This window comes from Acinetobacter oleivorans DR1 (genome assembly GCF_000196795.1).
Taxonomy (GTDB): domain Bacteria; phylum Pseudomonadota; class Gammaproteobacteria; order Pseudomonadales; family Moraxellaceae; genus Acinetobacter; species Acinetobacter oleivorans.
Genome location: NC_014259.1, coordinates 3,976,476 through 3,998,197 on the forward strand (window position 1 = coordinate 3,976,476; position 21,722 = coordinate 3,998,197).

The following is a 21,722-nucleotide window of genomic DNA, read 5'->3' on the forward strand; positions in this document are numbered from 1 at the left end:
ACCAATCCAGCATATCAAATTATAAAATATTATATTCAACCCTCTATATACAGTTCCTTGAGCTAATAAATTCACTCTTATTAAAATCGTTAAGCAATAAAAAAGGACGCTAACGCGTCCTTTTCCTTACCAACAAACAGAGGAAAATTATTCCCACTCAATCGTTGCTGGTGGTTTAGATGACACATCATATACAACACGTGATACATCTTTAATTTCATTCATAATACGTGTTGAGATTTTATCAACTAGTTCGTATGGTAAATGTGCAAAACGAGCTGTCATAAAGTCAACTGTTTCAACTGCACGAAGTGCGATTACCCATGCGTAACGACGACCATCACCGACTACACCAACTGACTTAACTGGTTGGAATACGGCAAATGCTTGAGCTGTTTTATCATACCAGCCGCTGTCGCGAAGCTCTTGCATAAAGATATCATCAGCAAGACGAAGAATATCTGCATATTCTTTTTTCACTTCACCCAAAATACGAACACCTAAACCAGGACCTGGGAATGGATGACGGTAAATCATGCTATGAGGTAAGCCAAGTGTCGTACCTAATTTACGAACTTCATCTTTAAACAAGTCACGTAAAGGTTCAACTAACTCAAACTCTAAATCGTCTGGTAAGCCACCCACGTTATGGTGAGATTTAATAACGTGCGCTTTACCTTGTTTGCTTGCAGCAGATTCGATTACATCTGGGTAAATCGTACCTTGTGCTAAGAATTTCACGCCATCAAGTTTACGTGCTTCTTCAGCAAAAACTTCAATAAACTCACGACCAATGATTTTACGTTTTTTCTCTGGATCAACTTCACCAGCCAATGCAGTTAAGAAACGTTGTTCAGCATCTGCACGAATAACACGGATACCCATGTTTTCAGCAAACATTTGCATTACTTGGTCACCTTCGTTTAAACGAAGTAAACCGTTATCAACGAATACGCATGTTAGCTGGTCGCCAATTGCTTTGTGTAAAAGCGCAGCAACTACAGATGAGTCAACACCACCAGAAAGACCTAAAAGAACTTTTTCATCACCGATCTGTTCACGTAGTTGTTCTACACGTAAGTCGATGATGTGTTCAGGTGTCCAAAGGCCACCACATCCACAAATTTTATGAACAAAATTTGCAAGTAATTCTTCACCTTTTGCCGTGTGCGTTACTTCTGGGTGGAATTGCACACCATAGAAACGGCGTGTTTCGTCACTTACAGCAGCAACAGGACAACTTGGTGTGCTTGCAGTAATGCTAAAACCTTCTGGAATCTGGCTCACTTTGTCGCCATGGCTCATCCAGACATGAAGTTGATCTTCACGATCTTGTAAGTTGCCAATCAGTTGGTCACGTTTAACGATATCAACTTCGGCATAACCAAACTCATGTACAGTACCCGGCTCAACTTTACCGCCTAACTGTTCAGACATGGTTTGCAAGCCATAGCAAATACCCAATACTGGAACACCCAACTCAAACACCACTTGTGGTGCACGTGGGCTGCCTTCTTCATGCACACTCTCAGGTCCACCTGACAAAATAATGCCATTTGGCTTAAAAGCGCGAACGTCTTCTTCAGACATATCAAAAGCATACATTTCAGAGTAAACACCGGCTTCACGTACACGACGTGCAATGAGCTGGCTATATTGAGAGCCGAAATCCAGAATCAGGATACGATCTTCAGTAATTTGAGTATTGGTAGTCATGACAAACCACTAAATGGCAAAAGAATTAAGCGCGCCATTTTAACATTTTTCACGCTTCGGCGCACCGCAAATCATCATATATCTTATTTTTTTCATTTCTGAATCATTTCTATCGTTGAATTCTTTGACATAAATTAATATTTACTTATATTTATCAAACATCTGGATTAGTCTTAAAAACTTCATACGTATTGATAAATTCATCACATTCTATGCAACATCACCATGAATTTGATGTTAAGATGACCCGATAAAACAGGCATTACCATGGAAAGGTAAATACCATAAGCGATATTTGTCTGTGCTTAAACAATTATCCATTTTTATGGCTTGTTGCCCCCTATCAAAATCAATAGAAATCTAAGGAACAACAATGCTTCAAACTATGATTGCAGATTTCCAGCAACATTTTTGGTTGTATATCTCTATTCCTTTTATGAGTGGTTTAATTGGCTACATCACCAAGGTGATTGCCATTCAGATGATGTTTTCGCCACTTGAGTTTAAAGGCATTAAACCATTTCTAGGTTGGCAAGGCATCGTGCCACGCAAAGCCGAGAAAATGGCAACAATTGCTGTTGAACTCATGACAGCCAAGCTCATTAAACCTGAAGAAATTTTTGCACGCCTAGATCCTAAACGTATTGCCAAAGAAATAGAAAAACCACTGCTTGCCGCAGCTGAAGATATTACCCGTGATGTTGCGCAAGAGTATCAGCCGGGATTATGGGAAGGCATGCCAGAGTTTGCGCGTCAAAGACTCATTCGTCGTGTGCAATCAAAAGCACCCGAGATTGTTGAACACATCATGAGTGAAGTACAACGTGATGTGAACCGATATTTTGATATTAAACACCTTGTTATTAGTAACTTGCTTAAAGACAAACGCCTACTCAACAATATTTTTAAACGAGTGGGCAAACAAGAATTTAAATTTTTTAGTAATGTCGGATTTGTATTTGGCTTCGGTATCGGTGTGATTCAGATGCTGTGCTGGATTATCACACAGGGTAAATATCCTTGGATGCTGCCAATGTTTGGCGGCTTTGTGGGTTTTTTCAGTGACTGGATTGCATTACAAATGATGTTTAGACCCCTTTATCCTAAGAAAATATTGGGCTATACATGGCAAGGTTTATTTATTAAACGTCAAAATGAAGTTGCCGCCGACTACGCAGCGTTAATTTCCAAACAGCTTTTAACTTCTCGCCATATGATGGAAGAATTATTTTCTGGTACACATTCTGCGCGTGTTATTGATCTGGTTAACCGTCATGTCAAACAAGAAATTGATATGCAAGCAGGTGTGATTCGTCCACTTGTTGTTTACGCAATTGGCGGAGAAAAATATCAGGATATGAAATCGCAAGTTGCTGAACGTATTATGCAACGACTTCCAGAGACGATGAAATACGTAGAATCTTATGCAGAAGATGCTATGAATATTCGCAGTACTTTAATTGAACGTATGCAAAAACTAACACCATCTGAATTTGAAGGTATGTTGCGCCCTGCGTTCAAAGAAGATGAGTGGGCGCTGATTGCAGTAGGTGCAGTACTTGGTTTTGTTGTTGGGGAATTACAAATCCAGTTCATGCTTTAATTTTACGTCCCTAGAAATAAAAAAAACCGGATGAATTGCTCATCCGGTTTTATTTTGTCTTGAATATTATTTCTCGATTGCATGATCCAAACTAATGCGTCCAGCGCCATGAAGCATCAGGAAGAATAAACCACCTGCCATTGCAAGGTTTTTCATGAAATGGATGCCATTGTTATATTGCGCCGCTGCATCAGCACCACCTTGGTGGAATAAAAATGCAGTAAGAATACTAAAGATTCCAAGTCCAAAAGCCGCAAAGCGTGCTTGGAAACCAAATAACAAGGCTAAACCACCACCAAACTCAACCAAGATCACTAAAGGAAGAATTCCTGCTGGAACCCCCATTGCTTCCATATATCCAGCAGTTGCTGCATAACCGGTAATTTTCCCCCAACCTGCAACAAGGAAGATATAGGCGATAAGAAGACGCGCAATAAGGCTAATGAAACTATCTGCGCCTGATTGCGTTACGATATTTTTGACCACTACATTTGGATTAAACATATTGCCACCTTTATTTAAATGCTTATTTATTGATGAGCTCATTCTAGGTTTGGGACATTGATAATTAAATACTCAAAATCCATATATATCGTTGCATAAACGAGATGATCAATTTGTATTTTTTTGATGCTTTATACTGACTTTCTATAGGCTCACTGCTAGGATTTGAACACGGTTTACCACTTGCTCTCATCATGGAACTTATTGATTTTATTCTACACGTTGATCAACATCTCGCCGAATTTATTATAAATTACGGAACGTGGATTTATGGCATTCTATTTTTAATTATTTTTGTTGAAACCGGTTTAGTGGTTATGCCGTTCTTGCCGGGAGATAGTTTGTTATTTGCAGCTGGTGCTTTAGCAGCATCTACAGGTGCGATGGATCCATGGGTACTGGGCACTCTACTCTTCATTGCTGCCGTTTTAGGTGACACGGTAAACTACCATATTGGACGTTTTATCGGTCCACGTGTGTTTGAAATGAATTCCCGATTCATTAATAAACAGCACTTAGTTAAAACTCAAGAATTCTTTGCTCGCCATGGCGGCAAGACGATTATTTTTGCTCGCTTCGTTCCATTTGCCCGCACCTTTGCGCCTTTTGTTGCTGGGGCTGGTAGCATGAACTATAAGTTTTTCCTAACTTATAACTTGATTGGAGCATTGTGTTGGGTCGCGTCTTTTGTAACTTTAGGCTATTTATTTGGAAATATGCCAATCGTTAAAGATAACTTTACCCATCTTATTTTCGGCATCATTATTATTAGTGTTTTACCTGGCATCATCGGATTTCTACGTGAAAAACTCAAAAACCGAAAAGCCAATGTTCGAGACTAATTAGAAGAAACGGAATACCACCGGAAGCATACATAAAATGAGCAACATAGCCGATCCTTTATATAAATGATCGGCTTTTATTTTTTTGATTGGACCCGCTAACAACGCTCGTCCAAAAAGCATCCAGAAACTTGCTGCCGGAATCAGGATTAATGTAAAAACACCAAATACAATAAGAAAATTTTCAGGTGAATTCCATGCTTCAGCAGGAAAGATACCCGCTGCAAACAATAAAGCTTTAGGATTCTTTAAGGTTGATAAGAATAATTGACGTGGTCGAATATTACGATGACTTTGACTGAACTGTTGTAAATGCGTGTTCTTCCATAAGTGAAAAGCAAGCCAGAATACATAAAGTACACTCGTAATATGCAAAATGAGCAGTAGTGCTGGCCAAATTGGAGCAGCTAAATGAATAAATACAGCCCAAAAGCTAATACCGTAGGCATAGCCTAACCATTCCATTGGGATAAGCCAGAATGCTTTAGATAAACCTTGAGAATGAGCAGCGGTTGCAAGTAAAGCATTTGTCGGCCCCGGAATGAGCAAAACAGCCAACATTGCCAATACAAAAAACCAACTCTCAATCATAAAATTTCCACAACATCCAAGATGGGGCCACCTTAAACGAAATAGGCAAAATATAGCAAGTTTGTGAGGGCTTTTGATTATAGAAAATACAGAATTTATTAAGCTTGAAAATTTAAAATGCATTGATTTATATTGATTTTATTATGAAACATTTTGCTAAACTTTATTCATCACAATATGCCTTAATTAGCATATTGTGATGCAAAATCGACTATTAATTCGTCTTTTTTCGAACAATAATCGGGCAATTTTTAAACTGAGCAGCCTGAACTATGGCTTCTTGCTGACCTAAAACCCGTGAAAGTTCGGTATTTTTCGTTGAAGAAGATTGTCCCATATTTACAGAGATAGATGGACCGAATCCCCAACCGCCTCGTCCCCAGCCACCGCCGAGTCCAAGCCCAACACCCATACCAGTACTTTTCGGAGTTTGTACGCCATTATCGATATATTGTTGGATACGGTTATATTCACTTTGTAGCTGCTGACAGCCCAAAGATTGATATTGAGTCGGAGACACGTAAGTCGGTTTTACCGTCGTAGCACAAGCGCCGAGTAATAAAGTGGCTGCCACCAAAGGCGCAATATATAAGCCTTTCATCATTTTTCTCTTATCGTTTTGGCTCAATTTCACCAAACAATGTCTCATAAGCTTGAGTCAATTTATGTTCTGGTGCCAAATGAGCCAAAGGTAAATTTTTCTGATGCGATTCTTTCATTAAAACCGAAGGCGGTAACATGCTATTAAGTACAGGCAACCCTTCATCTTTCAACTGCTGAACCACTTCCCGAGGTAATTTTGCTTGAGCTTGAAATTGGTTGACGACAATTCCTTCAATTTCCAAGCGATCATTATGATCATCTTGCGTTTCGAGAACATTTTCAATCAATGTTTGTAACGCGCGCTTTGAAAAGACATCACAATCGAAGGGAATTAAGACTTTATCTGCTGCTATGAGTGCCGATAAAGTAAAAAAGTTAAATGCAGGTGGTGTATCTATATAGATACGATCATATCGTCCAATTAAGTTTTGAATTGAATCACGTAATTTATAAATTTTATGTTTACTTTCAAGAGCATGTTCAAGAGCACCAAGTGTTGGGCTAGCAGGAAGCACATCCAATTTTGCAAAGGGAGTTGAGTGTACAAAGCTATCAATATCTTTATTTCGTGGGGCTTTCAAAATCGAACCTAATGCATTACCGATTAAACCCTTTTGTTGATTGTTTCCCAACACATCATTAAAGAAATTTTCGATATTTGGTTCTAAAATTGATTTTTCAGCAGAATAGGTTGCGTCATCCCCTAAAAGGTACTGACTAGAGTTGGCTTGAGGATCGAGATCAATGACCAATGTCCTTAAGCCATGTTTGGCACTAATTGCGGCCAAATTTACAGTAATACTTGATTTCCCTACACCGCCTTTTTGGTTAAACACCACACGAGTTAACATGTTTCCCTCTGCATATTTTTTTACTGTACGCAGTTTAACCTAGAGCTTAAGCAAAAAGGCAAAGAATGTAGAACAATTAAGCAAAAACAGGTTTCACAATCACTAAAATAATAATAGCAATAAATGCGATCGCACTAATAATTAAACCCGTCCTACGTTGTGCCAATAAAAGAGTGTCATCTTTTTTAAAGGCTTTCATCAGCGAAGATAACAAGACTAAAAATAGAATAATTTTAGCGTAAAACCACGGCTGTACCTGAAAGTCTTTCATGACCAATAAAATTGCGCCCGTAATAAAAACTACGGTAAATGATAGATGCTGTAAGGCAACTAATATTTTGCGTCCCGCGGGATTTGGTTGCTCCCCTTGTACGCCTACAAACAGAGTCGAAGCGCGTAAGACAAAAACCATAAGTGCGGCAGCCACCGCAGTCATATGAATAATTTTAGTGAGTAAATGTGCATCCATGAAATTAGCCCTTAACTTTTAGGTGCATGTGCACATTCTGGGCTAGCAGGCGCCTGACCTTGCCACTCACTTGGTAAGTAGGCATGAATTGCTAAAGCGTGAATTTGACCTGGATTCATTAAGTCTGAAGCTAAGGCATAAACTTTTTGATGACGTTGAACTAAACGTAATCCGTTAAATTCTTCACTCACTACAATCACTTTAAAATGTGACTCTTTGCCTGGGAAATAACCGCCATGTCCAGCCGACTCATTAATAACTTCCAAATGGCTAGGTGCAAGGGTTTGTAACCGTTCAATCAATTGTTGTTCAAGGCTCATAGCTTTTCCTTTACGATTATTCGTATATTTGAACCTAGTATACCCTGTCTACACACAAACAAAAGTTGCTCTTGTATGCTTTGACTCCAAACAAAATGTCTATTTATTCGGCAACTTAACGATAAAAATACATCTAATTGCTCATTTCTGTTTTTATTTTATGCAATCAGCATATTTATTTGCATAAAGTTGTTGACCCATGTTTCGCTTAATGTATTATAAGCGGCACGCGGGAATAGCTCAGTTGGTAGAGCATAACCTTGCCAAGGTTGGGGTCGCGAGTTCGAGTCTCGTTTCCCGCTCCAAATTGGTTTTTTTTGAGAAAGTTTTAGTAAAAACTGCTTATATATGCGGGAATAGCTCAGTTGGTAGAGCATAACCTTGCCAAGGTTGGGGTCGCGAGTTCGAGTCTCGTTTCCCGCTCCAAATTTAAAAGGCCCTAGTCGAAAGACTGGGGCTTTTTTCTTTTTATTGATTCATAATTTTTACAGTCTATCTATTCACAGCATAATTCATTGAGAATGGCCCAGCTCAAAGCCAAATATTTCATTACTAGATTCATATTTTTAAATTGTCAGTTATAACAATTTAATCTAGTTATATTTGCAAGGCGTTGGGGTTATTCGATGCGTAGATATAAAGGGTAATAATTGAAAACAGTCCAAGTTAAAGCGCTCTAGGGTATGGATTTGTTGTAAACAGATAGAAAAGATGAAGTGAGAATCATATATATAGCTTTCAAAATAATACTCTTCTGTCTTTCGAGCATCATTGGTTGAGTCGAGAAACTGTATATGCTCAGGCAACACATGAAAGTTGAGCTTCCTTAAATGACGGCTCATTCCTTCGCCAGTACATTTGATATAAGCCTCTTTTAAGGTCCATATTTGAAAAAACCGCTGGTATACACTGAATGGATCAGTGAGTTCATTCTCTTTAATCCATTCAATTTCAATCGGTGCTAACACACTATCAACACGCATCCACTCGAACTCACGATCCACTTGTTCAATATCCACTCCTATTTCCCCTTCTTCAGTCACAGCGAGGATAATAACGTCCGCTGAGTGAGTAAGATTAAAATACACAGCCTTGCTGCCTTGTACAAAAGGCTTGCCGTTGGGATGTAATTGAATATTAACTTGATGAGGTGAGATGCCTAGCTTATCCGCCAAGACAGTCTTCACTAATACTCGAGAGATCAAGAAAAGGCGAGCCGCCTTAGGATGATATTGATCATATCTCAGCTTCTCTGCCGAACTGAGAAAGCCGAGATAATGACTCAATACCATATGGTCTTGTGGTACCCGTGAAACTGGGCAGACATAAACCTGCACTTGGGCACGATCAGACATTAGGAAGCGGTAGTGCTGTTGTATTTCATTAGAACAGGTGCGAGATAGTCAGAAACCGCATCTACATGTGTAACGTGTGGATTATGGCCTGCGCCAGCGATAATATGTATAGGGATATCTGCGCTTATTGTGGTAACAATTGGATCTTTATCTCCCACAATGATTTCAACTTTAGAACGAAGCTCATTTAACAAAGCTGTCTGAGTTGCTCGCTGCTGCGGCAAACTAATACGGTGCATATATTCACTAATATGCTTGGCTACCGACACTCGACGTAATGAATCCATCGCATAACCAACAGACGGATTTTGTTGTCCATCTGGATGTAGGTCTTTAGCAATCATATCTTTTGGCACAAAACGGAAAATCAGATTAGATATAGCTTGTATCTGAAACATTTTAGCGGCCTGCGCCTGAACAAAATAAGGTGATATGAGGATAAGACGTGCAACTTTATCTGGATATTTCTTTGCAAGATTCAACGCAAAAAGACATCCTAACGAATGTGCAATAACAACACTATTTGGCGCTAAAAGTTTTGCAGCGGCATCAATAAATTGATGGTTGTTGTCTTCCATCATCTCATAACTGCCTGAACGTCCAAGTCCCGGCAGGTCCATCATAGCGACCTGATTGTATGTGATTTTATTAATGATTGGAGACCAGCATGCACTATCAAATGGGATCCCATGTAAAAATAATGCAGATGATGTGTCAGAACTAATCGGCTGTTTAGTATAAATTTCTGTCCAATATCGATTCTGATAGCTGAAATGACTAGGTGTTGGTACTTGCATACGACCAAAGCGTGTAAGCACCAAACGATCAATCCAACGAGAAAAATAAGGAGTGATATTGATCAGGTCCGCGATGCCCATTTTCGCTGCCATCGCCTCTGCCCCAGCAACATGATAGTGCTCGGTAGAAATGAAAGAGAGTTGTTCTTTAGAACCATCAAGCAATACCTCAGGTAATTTCTCTAATAGACCTTTGGGTACTTGTAAATGTGGTGTGCTGACTCCCAAATGCTCGGCAGCTAGGTGAACGAGACGATGAAATTTCGGCGTCGCAGGATCAAGCAACATATACTCCTGAGCAATAGTCTCAGGATAAGACATCGTTCGAATCAAAAAGCTCACGATATACTGCATATTACATAGTGGCAGGAAAGTGTCACGACCACCTGGCAATGCCAGCAGACGTCCCTGATAGAGCTTATCAATCATGTCAGCAATACCGATATATTGCATATCACCATAGTTATAAAAACCATCAATGACCGTCGCTGGATTTATTGCAGTCCATGGCACATTTAAACGCTTACAAGCCTCAATAAAAGCTTGATAACCCAAAATTTTTGAAGCTTCATAGCCACCATGTTTGCAATACAACTCATCAGCCGACTCTTGTGGCGGAGCAGCCACACGATATCCACCAATCCAGATAAATCGCTCAAGCTGCTTCAATGTTGCAGCCCATTCAATCAAGGCAAGTCCTGACTTAATATTGGTACGTTCAGCTTCAGCTTTGCTAATGCCCCAATTAAATGATGCGGCAAGATGATAAATCACATGGATCTTTGCCTGAGCATCCGCTAGCAGAGAGTCCAGCTTAAAATCGCGACTTAAATCATATTCGACAAACGAAATAGACGGATCGACCAGCCCTTCTGTTGCAATGAAACCTAACAGCTTATCTTTCTTGGTTGCGGCATTACGCAGCGCAGCAATCACCTGATGACCTTCACGCAGAAGATCAACGATCAGTCTGCTACCAATAAAACCTGCTGCACCTGTTACTAATATGGTCTTCCGTGAAAAATTATCTTTTTTTGCGTTATTTAAATTATCCATAAATCACCTTATTAGGGACTGGGCACTCCCAGCATTGTTTTGGAGCGAATTATCTTAAAAATTATATCGAACCTGGGCATACACCAGACTGTTATCTCTAAATTGTCCTAACACCGTATCATTTCTACCCCAGAAGCGATCTCCACCTACATTCAATTGCCAGTGATCATCAAGGCTGTAATTAATACGTACTCTCAACAATTCATTAGGCTCTGGTGCAAAGTAGAATCCTGTTACTTCTAATTTCAGATTATCATTCAGTAGGTTAAGTGCATAGCGCAGCATAGCTCCATACTGATCCTGCTCATATTGGTCACTGATCGTTTGCTGATAACGGTAAACTTCTCTCAATACCGGATTTATTAAGCTGTCGGCAGATCTAAAGTCCTCCGTATGTTTATATACGCCAACCAAACTTAGCGTGGAATTCTTCAATGCTAATTCTGGACCTATGACCACGGTCAGATTATTTTTTTTGTGCGTAAGATCTTCACTACCATTCGAGTCAGTGTGGGTATATGCCGCTTCACCACGCCATACGATATCATTATGGTTATAACTGAAATCAAATCCATAGACGGAAATAGGATTATTTTTCAGCTGCAATGTTGCCTCCCCTGTTGGAGATGCAGAAAGAATTGACAGATCGGGCATGTGATCCAAACCTGAGAAATACGATGCGCCAACATCGAGACCATCTACAGAATAATCCCAGCGCATTGCAAATGCAGGACGGCTCTTCTTATCTATTTCATACTGGACACCAGAAATCTGACGCAATGGAATCACATCTGAACGACTACGCGGATACCACAATGCTGTCCATTTATTGGTTCCTGATTCAGGAATATATGTCAATTTAATTGCATCATTTCCAAGACGTTGATCTGTCTCATCGGGCACTAGGCGCGTATAGTCACGGGGTGATAGATTATCCGTTGGATTAATCCCATCAGCTCTCCCCCAGACTACAATCTGGCGACCAACATCGACATAGACTGTCTGATCCCAGTTATAAGAAGCATACAACTCACGTAAGTTGCGATTTACCTTGCTCACCTGATCTGGGTTTACAGTATGGTCTGTTTCGTCTCCAATATTTATGTCGTAATGGATCTTAAACTCTGGATTAAACTTGAGCGTACCATTGGACCAGAAGCTTGCTTGTCCAATGTTTTTTAACGAACTTAAATCACGATCTGATGACCACACATCAAGTCTGGCTGAGTTCTGGCTCACAAAACTAATTTCGCTGTCATCTGCATGAGCATGCTGCAGTAGCATAAAGCTACTGCAGCATGCAAATACCCAATAGGCACCTTGCATCATTTTTCAAGACTCTGCGGTGAGAAAAGCTTATCGGATAAGGTTTTCTCTGCGACAAAATCATTGACGATCACTTGTGTCATATGCTGAGTTTGCAGGTTCTTTGCCATAGACTTCATGGCCTGCCATCTTGGTTTCACTTTGCCGTAAGGACGGATATCCGTGAACTCAATGTGTTTTAATGGCTTACCTGCTGTATCCCAAATGTCGATGGTTGCTGTAACAAAGTTGTCTTTGAGGATACACATGCGACGTTTGCTATAACCAAAGTCACTCTTCACAGTATTATTGATTGGCGTTGCTTCAATCGTGTAGCAATCTTTGCCATTAAATTTGCCATCTGCCAGTTTAGTGTACTTCCAGTCACTTAGCTTATAACCAAGTACATCACCATAACTAAAGTCCGTACCAATAAAAGCATCGCCCTTATTCGCTGATGCCAAACGACGTACTTTTTTTAATGCAGGCAAATAGACAAACATGCTATCACTGCCTTTCGCATTCTCGATCAACAGCGTCGTGGTTCCCTGTACATCTGCTGGTGAGATGAATTCAGTCAAACGCATATTGTTCTGAGTATTTCCAGCAAGCTTAGTCATATTTTTAGTCAAACGTACGCGTTGCTCGCCGCTTTTAGAAGTCAGCACAAATTTAGCACTAGCACTTGAAGACAAGAACTTAGAGGCATCATCACTACGGTTAACAATATCTTGAACTTCATCTGCATGAGATGTTTTAGGCATCGACATTGTGAGTGCCGTACCCAACAAGAGACTTGTCACAACAGTTTGTGCAACGGTAATGTTCTTCTTATTTGAGGGAAAAATAAAACGAGGTTTCAACATTAGAATCATTGTAGGTACCATAATTAAGGTTGCAAATACACTGAAAAGCATCGCAATCACAATAAACATCGCTAGCCATTGATGCACATGAAAGCCTTGCGATAAGGACAATACGCCATACCCACCAGCAACAGCAGTCGCAACAAAAAGCGAAGCCTTACCAGCAGTACTTAAAGTTTTACGAATAGCATCTTTGATATCACTACCCTCTTCACTCAAGATTTCTCGCAAGCGATAGAGGAAGTAAATGGCATAATCTGCACCAATACCAACCGCCATGGCTGAGATCAGAGAGTTCGGAATATTGAGCGGAATGTCGAGCCAGCCCATCACACCAAAAATCGCAAGAATCGAGAATAGAAGTGGTGTTAGGACAATGAGTCCAGCAGAGAACGAACGGAAAACCAAGGCAGAGATAAAGAATACGGCAAATGAAATCTGTAGAATGTTCATGAGCTTGCCGTGAACCATGGTTTCGGTTAAAGCGATGGTCTGAGTCACATCACCACCAAAACTCACGACTGCTTTATCACCCAATTGACCCGCCATATATGTTTTTAGCGACTCAAGTATTTCTTTGATGCGGTGATTACTACCTGTTTTTAGCAGAATCGTGATCTTGGCATAGCGTTGAGTTGTATCAATGTAAGATTCAAAATCAGTCGGCTCACCAGACATTGAATACAGCAGCAGATACTGAGCAACCACATCTTTGGTTGCTGGAACCTGAAATGCTTGTGGCTGATCGGCATTCATTGCCTGATTCATTCTTTTGATATAATCCACGATAGAGATAGTTTTACCAACCTCTGGAATTGAATTCGCAAACTTCTCTGTATTATCAATCGCTTTTAGAATTTCTGGGTTTTCAATACCATCACGAACTTTGGTATCGACCATGATGTAGAGACTGTTTGTACCACCAAGAGACTGATTCAAGAATCTGTCGTCTTGCTGCATTGGTAGATCGCGCGAGAAGAAGTTGCGGCTATCGTTATCCACTACAATACGACTCGTGCCGAGAGCAAGAAAAACGCCCAGTACTGCAATCACAGTCATTAGCATCATTCGCGGACGAACTGACAGAATGACATCACCAATTCGTTTTGGAATCCAGTCCCAGATCGGCAAACCTTTGCGTGCAACCTTGGTAACCGAAGGCGGTGGTAACATTGAGCGAAGTACAGGAATAAAAGTCATCTCAATGATCAGCGTACTGATGATCCCGATTCCTGTAAAAATACCAAATGAACGGATAGTTGGAATATTAAAGGTCAACAGAGAGAAGAATCCAGCCGCTGCAATTCCGCCAGCCAGTATCATAACTGGACCAACACGAACCATAGACTGCACCACGGCTTCGCTATTTGCAGTTTTAGGCTCCATCCCTTGGGCAATCAGACGATCAAAATCTTCATAGTATCGCTTGAGCAACTGCACGGCGTGCCCTGCCGCGATGGCCAGAATCAGAATTGGTGTAGGAGAGTTAAAAATATCCATCGGCTGTTTGAACAGCCCCATCATGCCCATACCCCATGTTACAGACAGCAAAGCTGTAACTAATGGCAAAATCAGACCTTGTTTACTGCGGAATGCTTCGAAGTGCAATAATCCAATAACCAACACGGCAATTGGGAACAAGATGTTGATACGCTTAGAGTAATCTTCAGCTTTATCTAAATAGACTGGATTACCACCAACACTGATGGTCATATCCTTAGACTGTTCAGCCGCTACGATTTTGTTGATCGGGCCCATCATCTTTTGGAAGCCTTCTGGACTTTCCTCAAGTTCAAGCAAAATAGCAGCCGTTTTCTGATCTTTAGATACCACCGAATTCATATATATTGGATTCAGTGCCAGCAGTTTTTTCAGGTGATCGACATCACTCTCGGTCACAGAACTATTCGGCAGTAGTTTCTTGGCATCAAATCCATCCGAATTGGCGGTGATCCCTTTGGCCTGACGCGCGGCCAGACTCATTAGAGTAGATCGAACCACGCCCGGAGCATTATCAACTTCTTCGGTAATACGTTTGACTTTTTCTAACACTTGCGGCTGATAAATATCACCCTGCTTCGGTGTAATACCAATCACGACCATGTACTTGGAGCCGAATTTCTTTTCAATCAGCTTGGTGGAGGTGATATAAGGATGACCTTTGGGGGCAAGCGCATCTGGATCAATAATAATTTTTACGCCAGATGCGAGATATGCCAAGGCAAGCGTTAAAAGCATCACCACAGTCAGTACAATACGGCGATGTCTGAGAATCCAACGCGCGTATTGTTCCATCATCTGATGAGTTTTACGAAGTGGTTTACTATTGGTCTCATGCGTTTGCTTACCATCGTTGCCAACCGACTCATAGGCTTCACCCTTCTGAGCCAATGCTTCAAGATTAGCAACATCTTTTTTAAACTGAGCAAGAACCATCTTTTTTAGCAGTGCTGGGGGCAATACACCAAAAAAGCTGCCTGGCTCTGCCTCAAACACCCATTCAATCCAGGTACCTTCTGCATGTGGTTTGAAACGGTAAGTCCCAGTGTAGTGAAAGGGTCCTTCCACTACTTTAAACGCATACAATTCATTCGGTACTAGATGTGTAATTTCACCTTTAAAGGACATTTCACGACCAATAAAGCTAAAACCGATTTCGTACTTACTACCTACACGCGGAGTACTGTCTAGCAGCTCAGAATGCTTACACGACAATTGCCAACCTGCATCATTGGCCGGGTTTGCAAGGTAGTTGAAAACCTTGTCAATCTCGGCCGGTATGAGGAAAGCATGTTCTATGGTCACCATAGTGGTTCTACCTTCTTGTATTTCTTATGCGGGAATTGGATACATCTGATCAATTGTCTGGGCAACAGCCACGACATTCTCAGCGTACATAATTGATGAATGATCACCAGGCAGATCCACCTGTTTAAAGGTGTCTTTGACCAATTGATCCCAACCTAGGCTTTCCCCAAAATCTTCTGGTTCATCTTTGGCTTTCACAAAAAGAATCGGAAACTCTTCAGGCTCTGGGAAATAAGTCTGGAGTGCGATGCCATTCGCCAAATAGGTATCAAAGTAAAGTCGGAAATCTGATGGGTCTGCATCTAAAGGTAGGACATTAATGGCCTTGGCTTCTTTAAGCACATGATCAAACATGTGATCTGGACTCAATTCACGCAAGTATTGCACTGGGATCGTCAACTTCTTGCCATAAGGCGCAGCCAAATCACGGGCAAACCAAGACAAAAGCATCGCATCATCAGCATCTTCAGGCACATTCTCTGGAATTGGAGCACGGGTATCGATCATGACAATACCTGTGACCTGCTGTCCCATTTGACGCAACTGATGACTGATCTCGTATGCAATCGCACCGCCAAAGCACCATCCACCGAGGAAATAAGGTCCCTCAGGCTGCATCTTTTGCATTTCAGCAATATAGAGCGTTGCCATATCTTCAATTGCCACTTCCGCAGCATCTGCCTCAATCAGTCCAGGAGACTGAATAGCACGCAAGGTACGTTTCGGATTGAGATGACGCGAAAGCTCCATATAACAGAAGGTGCTACCACCAATTGGATGGAACAACCACAGTGGTTGCTCGTAAGTTCCACGGCGTAGTTCAATTACAATAGAAGGCTTAATTTCTTTATTTTCACGAATGATCTCACCCAAACTCTCCACAGTGGAATATTGGGCCAACAAAGCAACTGATAGTTCGGTGCCAAATGCTTTTTTGAGGTGATTAACAAGCTTCACAGCAAGTAACGAATGTCCACCCAAGTCAAAGAAGTCATCATGTATACCAACCCGTTTAACCGACAAAATCTGCTCAAAAGTAGTACAGAGTTCAATTTCAATCGGATCACGTGGTGCAACATAATCGTTACTTTGTTCAAACACAGGCTCAGGAAACGCTTTACGATCCAACTTATTGTTGGCCGTCATTGGAAATTCATCCAACGTCATAAACGTATTTGGTACCATGTAAGCTGGTAGATGGATTTGCATCGTCTTTTTCAGACTAGCAATATCAATCTCATGTCCAGTTAAATAAGCCACCAGTTTCTGGTCATTGCTTGCTGTACTCTTAACCAGTACAACTGCATCGGTGATACCATCGATCTGCTTGATAACATTCTCGATTTCACCTAGTTCAATACGGAATCCACGAATCTTGACTTGGAAATCTAGACGTCCATGATGAGTCAAACTTCCATCCGTACGCAGACAGACTTTATCTCCTGTACGATAGAGTCGACCAGCATTTGGTAGAGATGGCAAAGTTCTAAATTGTGCATCTGTCAGCTCAGGTCGATGCCAGTAATCAACTGCTAGACCATCACCTCCAATCCAAAGCTCTCCCATGACGCCCGGTGGGACTAAACGTTGCTGTTCATCAAGAACATAAAGCTGGGTGTTCGCTAGTGGTTCGCCTAAATCAATACACTTTGCATCGGTGATACGAGCTGCACTAGACCATACTGTAGTTTCAGTCGGACCATAGACATTCCATAGGCAACCGACTTTACCCAGCAGTTTTTCTGCCAGAATAGTATCTAACGCTTCGCCTCCACAGAGTGCTGTCAATCCCGCATTGCCGCTCCACTCGCTATCTAAGAGCATTTTCCAAGAAGCCGGTGTTGCCTGCAAAACATTAATAGATTTAGTATTTAGATAATCCACCAATTGATTGCCGTCTTGTGATACCTCACGTGGGCAAACATGTACTACACCGCCGTAGATCAGCGGAATGAGCAACTCAAGAATCGAGATATCAAATGCATAAGTGGTGATTGCTAACAACTGAGTCTCAGTCGTTACTTGCAACCTATCATTCATAGATAGCAAGAAATTGATGATTGAAGGATGCCCAATACGCACACCTTTAGGCTTACCTGTCGAGCCTGAGGTGTACATCACATAAGCGGTTTCACCAAAGGCCAGCGTCTCGCGCACTTGCTCTAGCGGTACAACGCCAGCTTGATTGATATCTAAACGCGGCACAGAAATGTTAAGAGCATCCATCAACTCGGTTTGAGTTAAGATGACTTTAGGTTCAGCATCTTCGATGATGTTATGTAGACGTTCACTTGGGAAATTAGGATCTAGCGGTACATAAGCTGCTCCTGCCGCCCAGATCCCGAGGATTGCTGCTGGCAATAAAGCTGTACGATCTAACATCAGACCTACACGATCACCACGGGTAACGCCATGCGCACGCAAATATTCAGCAATACCAGCGATATGTTGGCCTAACTTACGATAGCTAACCGCATGATCCTTCGAGGTCAAAGCATGATTGTCACCACGCTCATCAATCTGCTTTAGAATCATTGCCAGTAGATCATGTTGAGGATAATCAGTCGCCTTTCCACGTAGGGTGTCGAACTGGATGCCATCCACATAATCAGGCGCAATATCTAACTCAACGATCTTACGTTCAGGGTGAGCTACCATCTCTGATAGTACAGATTGCAGCAGTTGCACCATATTCTCGGCAGACTGTGCAGAAAATAACTCGGAGTTATATTTCAATACACCAACCAATTCGCCTTGATATTCACCGCCCATTTCCAGCGTCAGATCTAATTGACCTTCTTGCTGGCGAACTGGAAAACTTCCTAAGGTCAGGTCTTGGCCGACCAAAGTCGCTGGGGTCTGTATTGGCAAAAGTAGTTCTTTAAACTCATCCATGCCACCTAGACGTTCCCAAAACATTCCCACCTGAGCTAATGGGTTAATACTGCCATCACGCTTTGGTGAGACAGCTTCAACTACTCTGGAAAAGGCAACTTTTTGATGCTTGAGGCTCTGTCTTAATTGTTCCTGAACCTGCTGTGTAAATTGACGTAAAGTCTGGTCAGCATCAATGTCCATGTGAATAGCAATCGTATTGACAAACTGCCCCAGCGCATTGCGCAACGAGCGTTCAAGTCGACCAGCTACAGGTGTAGCAATAACGAGTTCATTTTCATTTGATAGCTTGTGTAGCAGGATATAGAAGCCAGATAGTACGAGTCCAAACAGCGTGATCTCATAATCTTTCGCTAAGTTCACAAGACCAGACGACACTGACTCAGGCACACGGAACACCAGTGAGCTACCTTTGTGTTGCTGCACAGCCGGACGAGGATAATCAAGCGGAATGCTATGTACGTGTGGTGCATGTTGTAACGCATTTTTCCAGAACAGTAGACTCTCATCAGCATCGTCAATCGCAGTACTCTGCTGCTTATCAGCATACTGTGCGAACTCGATTCCGTTCACTACGTCTGACTCTGCAACTAGTCCAAAACGTTTGCCGACATCACGCAGTAAGAGACCAATCGACCAGAAATCCATGAGGGCATGATGAATCACGACTGCAATCACATAGTGATTTTCACCACGTTCATAACAATGAATACGCCACAGCGGTGGCTGAGTCAGATCAAACGGCTGTTTAGTATCCTGCTCGACCAATTGTGTCAAATCAGATGCATCGACATGACGAGCATCAGAGAAGACGATATTAGGATAGATTCGATCCCAGATAAGTTGCTCAATACCCTGATCATTGGCAGGCATACTTACACGTAGCAGCGGATAATCATGCATTACCGCTTCTAGAATCTCCATCGGCTTATTGCCTAATGGTTGGTTGACCTTCACATCAAAAGCCACCACCATGTTGTAGGCACTACAGGTCGACTCAAGGCGCTGGATATACCAGATGCCGAGCTGTTCTGCAGAAATCGCATGACGTGACAGAACTTCTGGTTCTAGTCGTACAAGGTTATTCACGAAGCAACTCCCTGTTGCAACTCAGAAACAAGATATTCAGCCAACGCATTAATTGTCGGGTAATCCCATAGTAGTGTCGGTTCAAGCTCTAGTTTTGTCAGATCTTCTAAATCCCCAGACACAGACAAAGCAACGATCGAATCAAGACCGTAACTGGTAAATTTTTGATCTGGATTAATCGTCTCAGGCTCTACGCGCATTTCTTTGGCTACTAGCGTACGAATGATTGCGCTCCAGTAAGCTTTATCTTTATTCATGGGGTAATCTCCTCTTTAACCGGTTTGGCATCACGTGGTGCCAGTGCAAAATCGATGACAGATAACATATGGTTGGTTGAAATTCGGTCTAGCAGATCTGCCAATGTGCTTTCACGTAGTGATGTCATTGGAGGGGATGTCTGCCCTTCAGCAGCATTTAGGAAAATGATCAGCCACGCACCATCCTGCAAAGCAGGTCTTAAGCCATGACGGTTAAATATCCAAAAACCCAGCACAGCAATGCGAGCAAATAACTCGGCATAGTCACGGGCCAAGCTGAAACGTAATGTTTCAAACTCTTTAGCCGCTTCTGAATTTGAGAAATAATCCTGAATTTTTTGATCTAGCGTGCGCTGCTCGATAAGAAGCTGATCAGCACGTTCACGTAGCGGGGACAGAATCTCAGCAGTCAGTCCCTCTGTAACGTCCGCATCGTTGAGCATCTTGATGATCGTTCCCAGTGACTCCATCACCAAGTCACCATCGCGGTTGAAAATCTCAAGCTCACGAAAATCAATAGCATCCGTCTTCACCTGTAAGTCATATAACTGGTGATAGCGTGCTTTAGCTTCGGCTTGGTCGAGATGGTTTACTTTTTTGCTACGGCCTTTATTGGCAGATTTGAGCTGAAAACTCAGGCTGTCTAGACAGACGGTGCTACTGCCGTCAAACACACTAACAATCAGATGGTCTCTGAAAGCTTTCTGGTACATTCCATCCGCATATGCATTTCTTAAGAAAAAACGCGACCCAAGCACTGAGGAGGTGATCTTAGCGAGTGACTCTACATACTCAGGCACCAGTACCTTAATGATCGGTGACCATGTACTGAACTGATTGATACAAACATGTAACCCACGCGCACCAACGAGTGACAACACCTCAGCCGCCAATAGATAGGCATAGGCTGTAGCCAGTTGCTCACGCACTAGCGGAATGCTTATTACTTTTTTGTTATATAACTCACGCTCAATAGCAAACTCAGTCGCGATGCGCAGCATCGTATCGCCCGCACCCAAAGAGAAGCTGCTGCAATATGCACGCGTCACCTGTAGCGTCTTGAGCCCAAGCTCTAAGCCCTGACCTTCTTCACCGATCAGAGCATCTTTGTGAATTTCAGCATTGTTAAAGCCAATACCACTGATATCTAACCCACGCATACCCACTGTTGGTAGACGGTTCAGGCTATACGTTCCCTTAGAAACCATATGACGCTTATCAAGCCAGAATGCACTCAGACTACGTGGTCCACGGTCATCCGACGTTTTAGCAATCAGACTTAAAGAGTCACCTAGAGTAGCGCGATTGATTGACCATTTTTCGCCATTCAAAACGTACTTGCTTTCAGTAGCTTGTGCAGTTACTTCACTAGATAAAAGGTCAGCTCCGTGCGCTTTCTCACTATAAGCCAGCGCTGGTGCAGCACCACTCAAAATTCGACTAGCAATGTTTTGGCATTGGTTCGCATTACCGCCAATCCATACAATCACAGACCAAGCATTCGTGCTATAGGTCGAATTGATGGTTAGATCACGTCGTGCCAGCACACGATGCAGATATAGCAACTCTTCACCAATTTCCATACGACCTCCAAGCTCTGAAGGTACATAAAAACGGTTCATGCCCACGGCATTCAGAAAATCAACAGCACGCTGAGGGTATTGTTCCTTCTCATCACGCTCAATGGCAGCGGACCAAGAAAAATCATTATTGGTATCATGTACGGAGCCTAAAATTTGCTCCAGACGAGCAGCAGATTGAAACTGCCGCAAATTAGATGTAAGTGACATGAGTT

16 protein-coding genes and 2 tRNA genes are annotated in these 21,722 nt (G+C 42.0%); 4 read left to right on the forward strand and 14 right to left on the reverse strand.

The features are described 5' to 3' along the window. Positions 1-147 precede the first annotated feature (147 nt). The gene (gene guaA, locus AOLE_RS18745; RefSeq protein ID WP_004795322.1) at positions 148-1,716 is read right to left on the reverse strand and encodes a glutamine-hydrolyzing GMP synthase; all 1,569 of its coding nucleotides are present in this window, start codon (positions 1,714-1,716) and stop codon (positions 148-150) included. Between the two features lie 385 nt (positions 1,717-2,101). On the opposite strand from guaA, the gene AOLE_RS18750 reads away from it, so the two are divergent. Further along, on the forward strand, positions 2,102-3,319 hold the full coding sequence (locus AOLE_RS18750; RefSeq protein WP_171056882.1) for a DUF445 domain-containing protein: 1,218 nt from the start codon (positions 2,102-2,104) through the stop codon (positions 3,317-3,319). A 66-nt stretch (positions 3,320-3,385) separates the two neighbouring features. Here AOLE_RS18750 and AOLE_RS18755 read toward each other — a convergent pair whose 3' ends face one another. Next, positions 3,386-3,823 carry a DoxX family protein gene (locus AOLE_RS18755; protein WP_004795325.1) on the reverse strand — a complete coding sequence of 146 codons (438 nt, stop codon included), beginning with the start codon at positions 3,821-3,823 and terminating at the stop codon, positions 3,386-3,388. Positions 3,824-4,017: 194 nt separating this feature from the next. Between AOLE_RS18755 and AOLE_RS18760 the strand changes: the two genes are divergently transcribed. Next, a complete protein-coding gene (locus AOLE_RS18760; RefSeq protein WP_005309124.1) occupies positions 4,018-4,665 on the forward strand; it encodes a DedA family protein in 648 nt (215 codons plus the stop codon). Here AOLE_RS18760 and AOLE_RS18765 read toward each other — a convergent pair whose 3' ends face one another. The 5 genes from AOLE_RS18765 to AOLE_RS18785 all read right to left on the reverse strand — a co-directional run bounded on the left by AOLE_RS18765 (position 4,666) and on the right by AOLE_RS18785 (position 7,499). Beyond that, positions 4,666-5,256, reverse strand: a complete 591-nt coding sequence (locus tag AOLE_RS18765) for a LysE family translocator (RefSeq protein WP_004795327.1) — start codon at positions 5,254-5,256, stop codon at positions 4,666-4,668. 214 nt (positions 5,257-5,470) lie between these two features. Beyond that, positions 5,471-5,857 (reverse strand): hypothetical protein, encoded by a 387-nt coding sequence (locus tag AOLE_RS18770; RefSeq protein WP_004795328.1) that lies wholly within the window; start codon positions 5,855-5,857, stop codon positions 5,471-5,473. A gap of 10 nt (positions 5,858-5,867) precedes the next feature. After that, positions 5,868-6,710, reverse strand: coding sequence for a ParA family protein (locus tag AOLE_RS18775; RefSeq protein ID WP_013199196.1), 843 nt, complete (start codon positions 6,708-6,710; stop codon positions 5,868-5,870). Between the two features lie 76 nt (positions 6,711-6,786). Further along, complete coding sequence (locus tag AOLE_RS18780) at positions 6,787-7,179, reverse strand: SirB2 family protein (RefSeq protein WP_013199197.1); 393 nt, start codon at positions 7,177-7,179, stop codon at positions 6,787-6,789. Between the two features lie 11 nt (positions 7,180-7,190). Further along, the gene (locus AOLE_RS18785) at positions 7,191-7,499 is read right to left on the reverse strand and encodes a BolA family protein (RefSeq protein WP_000051228.1); all 309 of its coding nucleotides are present in this window, start codon (positions 7,497-7,499) and stop codon (positions 7,191-7,193) included. Positions 7,500-7,728: 229 nt separating this feature from the next. Here AOLE_RS18785 and AOLE_RS18790 point away from each other — a divergent pair. Then, positions 7,729-7,804 (forward strand) — tRNA-Gly (locus AOLE_RS18790). A gap of 45 nt (positions 7,805-7,849) precedes the next feature. Then, positions 7,850-7,925, forward strand: a tRNA-Gly gene (locus AOLE_RS18795). Positions 7,926-8,092: 167 nt separating this feature from the next. On the opposite strand, the gene AOLE_RS18800 is transcribed toward AOLE_RS18795, so the two are convergent. Genes AOLE_RS18800 through AOLE_RS18830 form a run of 7 tightly spaced genes read right to left on the reverse strand, consistent with a single transcriptional unit; the run spans position 8,093 to position 21,699 of the window. Continuing rightward, the gene (locus tag AOLE_RS18800; RefSeq protein WP_013199198.1) at positions 8,093-8,854 is read right to left on the reverse strand and encodes a 4'-phosphopantetheinyl transferase family protein; all 762 of its coding nucleotides are present in this window, start codon (positions 8,852-8,854) and stop codon (positions 8,093-8,095) included. Continuing rightward, positions 8,854-10,707, reverse strand: a complete 1,854-nt coding sequence (locus AOLE_RS18805) for an alpha/beta fold hydrolase (RefSeq protein WP_013199199.1) — start codon at positions 10,705-10,707, stop codon at positions 8,854-8,856. Before AOLE_RS18805 ends, AOLE_RS18800 begins: the two co-directional genes overlap by 1 nt. Positions 10,708-10,761: 54 nt before the next feature. Further along, positions 10,762-12,036: a DUF1302 family protein gene (locus AOLE_RS18810; protein ID WP_013199200.1), complete on the reverse strand. Its 1,275-nt coding sequence runs from the start codon at positions 12,034-12,036 to the stop codon at positions 10,762-10,764. Further along, positions 12,033-15,686 (reverse strand): outer membrane lipoprotein-sorting protein, encoded by a 3,654-nt coding sequence (locus tag AOLE_RS18815; protein WP_013199201.1) that lies wholly within the window; start codon positions 15,684-15,686, stop codon positions 12,033-12,035. The genes AOLE_RS18810 and AOLE_RS18815 overlap by 4 nt, the downstream gene beginning before the upstream one ends. A 24-nt stretch (positions 15,687-15,710) precedes the next feature. Next, positions 15,711-19,670 carry a non-ribosomal peptide synthetase gene (locus AOLE_RS18820; RefSeq protein ID WP_013199202.1) on the reverse strand — a complete coding sequence of 1,320 codons (3,960 nt, stop codon included), beginning with the start codon at positions 19,668-19,670 and terminating at the stop codon, positions 15,711-15,713. After that, the gene (locus tag AOLE_RS18825) at positions 19,667-19,927 is read right to left on the reverse strand and encodes an acyl carrier protein (RefSeq protein ID WP_004795344.1); all 261 of its coding nucleotides are present in this window, start codon (positions 19,925-19,927) and stop codon (positions 19,667-19,669) included. The genes AOLE_RS18820 and AOLE_RS18825 overlap by 4 nt, the downstream gene beginning before the upstream one ends. Then, positions 19,924-21,699 carry an acyl-CoA dehydrogenase gene (locus AOLE_RS18830; protein WP_081399392.1) on the reverse strand — a complete coding sequence of 592 codons (1,776 nt, stop codon included), beginning with the start codon at positions 21,697-21,699 and terminating at the stop codon, positions 19,924-19,926. The genes AOLE_RS18825 and AOLE_RS18830 overlap by 4 nt, the downstream gene beginning before the upstream one ends. Positions 21,700-21,722 lie beyond the last annotated feature (23 nt).

Excerpts from the sequence above, each read along its gene's own strand:
- AOLE_RS18800 (WP_013199198.1), bottom strand. The coding sequence starts at position 8,854 with ATGTCTGATCGTGCCCAAGTGCAGGTTTATGTCTGCCCAGTTTCACGG.
- guaA (WP_004795322.1), bottom strand. The coding sequence starts at position 1,716 with ATGACTACCAATACTCAAATTACTGAAGATCGTATCCTGATTCTGGAT.
- AOLE_RS18805 (WP_013199199.1), bottom strand. The coding sequence starts at position 10,707 with ATGGATAATTTAAATAACGCAAAAAAAGATAATTTTTCACGGAAGACC.
- AOLE_RS18750 (WP_171056882.1), top strand. The coding sequence starts at position 2,102 with ATGATTGCAGATTTCCAGCAACATTTTTGGTTGTATATCTCTATTCCT.
- AOLE_RS18760 (WP_005309124.1), top strand. The coding sequence starts at position 4,018 with ATGGAACTTATTGATTTTATTCTACACGTTGATCAACATCTCGCCGAA.
- AOLE_RS18825 (WP_004795344.1), bottom strand. The coding sequence starts at position 19,927 with ATGAATAAAGATAAAGCTTACTGGAGCGCAATCATTCGTACGCTAGTA.
- AOLE_RS18810 (WP_013199200.1), bottom strand. The coding sequence starts at position 12,036 with ATGATGCAAGGTGCCTATTGGGTATTTGCATGCTGCAGTAGCTTTATG.
- AOLE_RS18780 (WP_013199197.1), bottom strand. The coding sequence starts at position 7,179 with ATGGATGCACATTTACTCACTAAAATTATTCATATGACTGCGGTGGCT.
- AOLE_RS18775 (WP_013199196.1), bottom strand. The coding sequence starts at position 6,710 with ATGTTAACTCGTGTGGTGTTTAACCAAAAAGGCGGTGTAGGGAAATCA.
- AOLE_RS18755 (WP_004795325.1), bottom strand. The coding sequence starts at position 3,823 with ATGTTTAATCCAAATGTAGTGGTCAAAAATATCGTAACGCAATCAGGC.
- AOLE_RS18815 (WP_013199201.1), bottom strand. The coding sequence starts at position 15,686 with ATGGTGACCATAGAACATGCTTTCCTCATACCGGCCGAGATTGACAAG.
- AOLE_RS18770 (WP_004795328.1), bottom strand. The coding sequence starts at position 5,857 with ATGAAAGGCTTATATATTGCGCCTTTGGTGGCAGCCACTTTATTACTC.
- AOLE_RS18785 (WP_000051228.1), bottom strand. The coding sequence starts at position 7,499 with ATGAGCCTTGAACAACAATTGATTGAACGGTTACAAACCCTTGCACCT.
- AOLE_RS18765 (WP_004795327.1), bottom strand. The coding sequence starts at position 5,256 with ATGATTGAGAGTTGGTTTTTTGTATTGGCAATGTTGGCTGTTTTGCTC.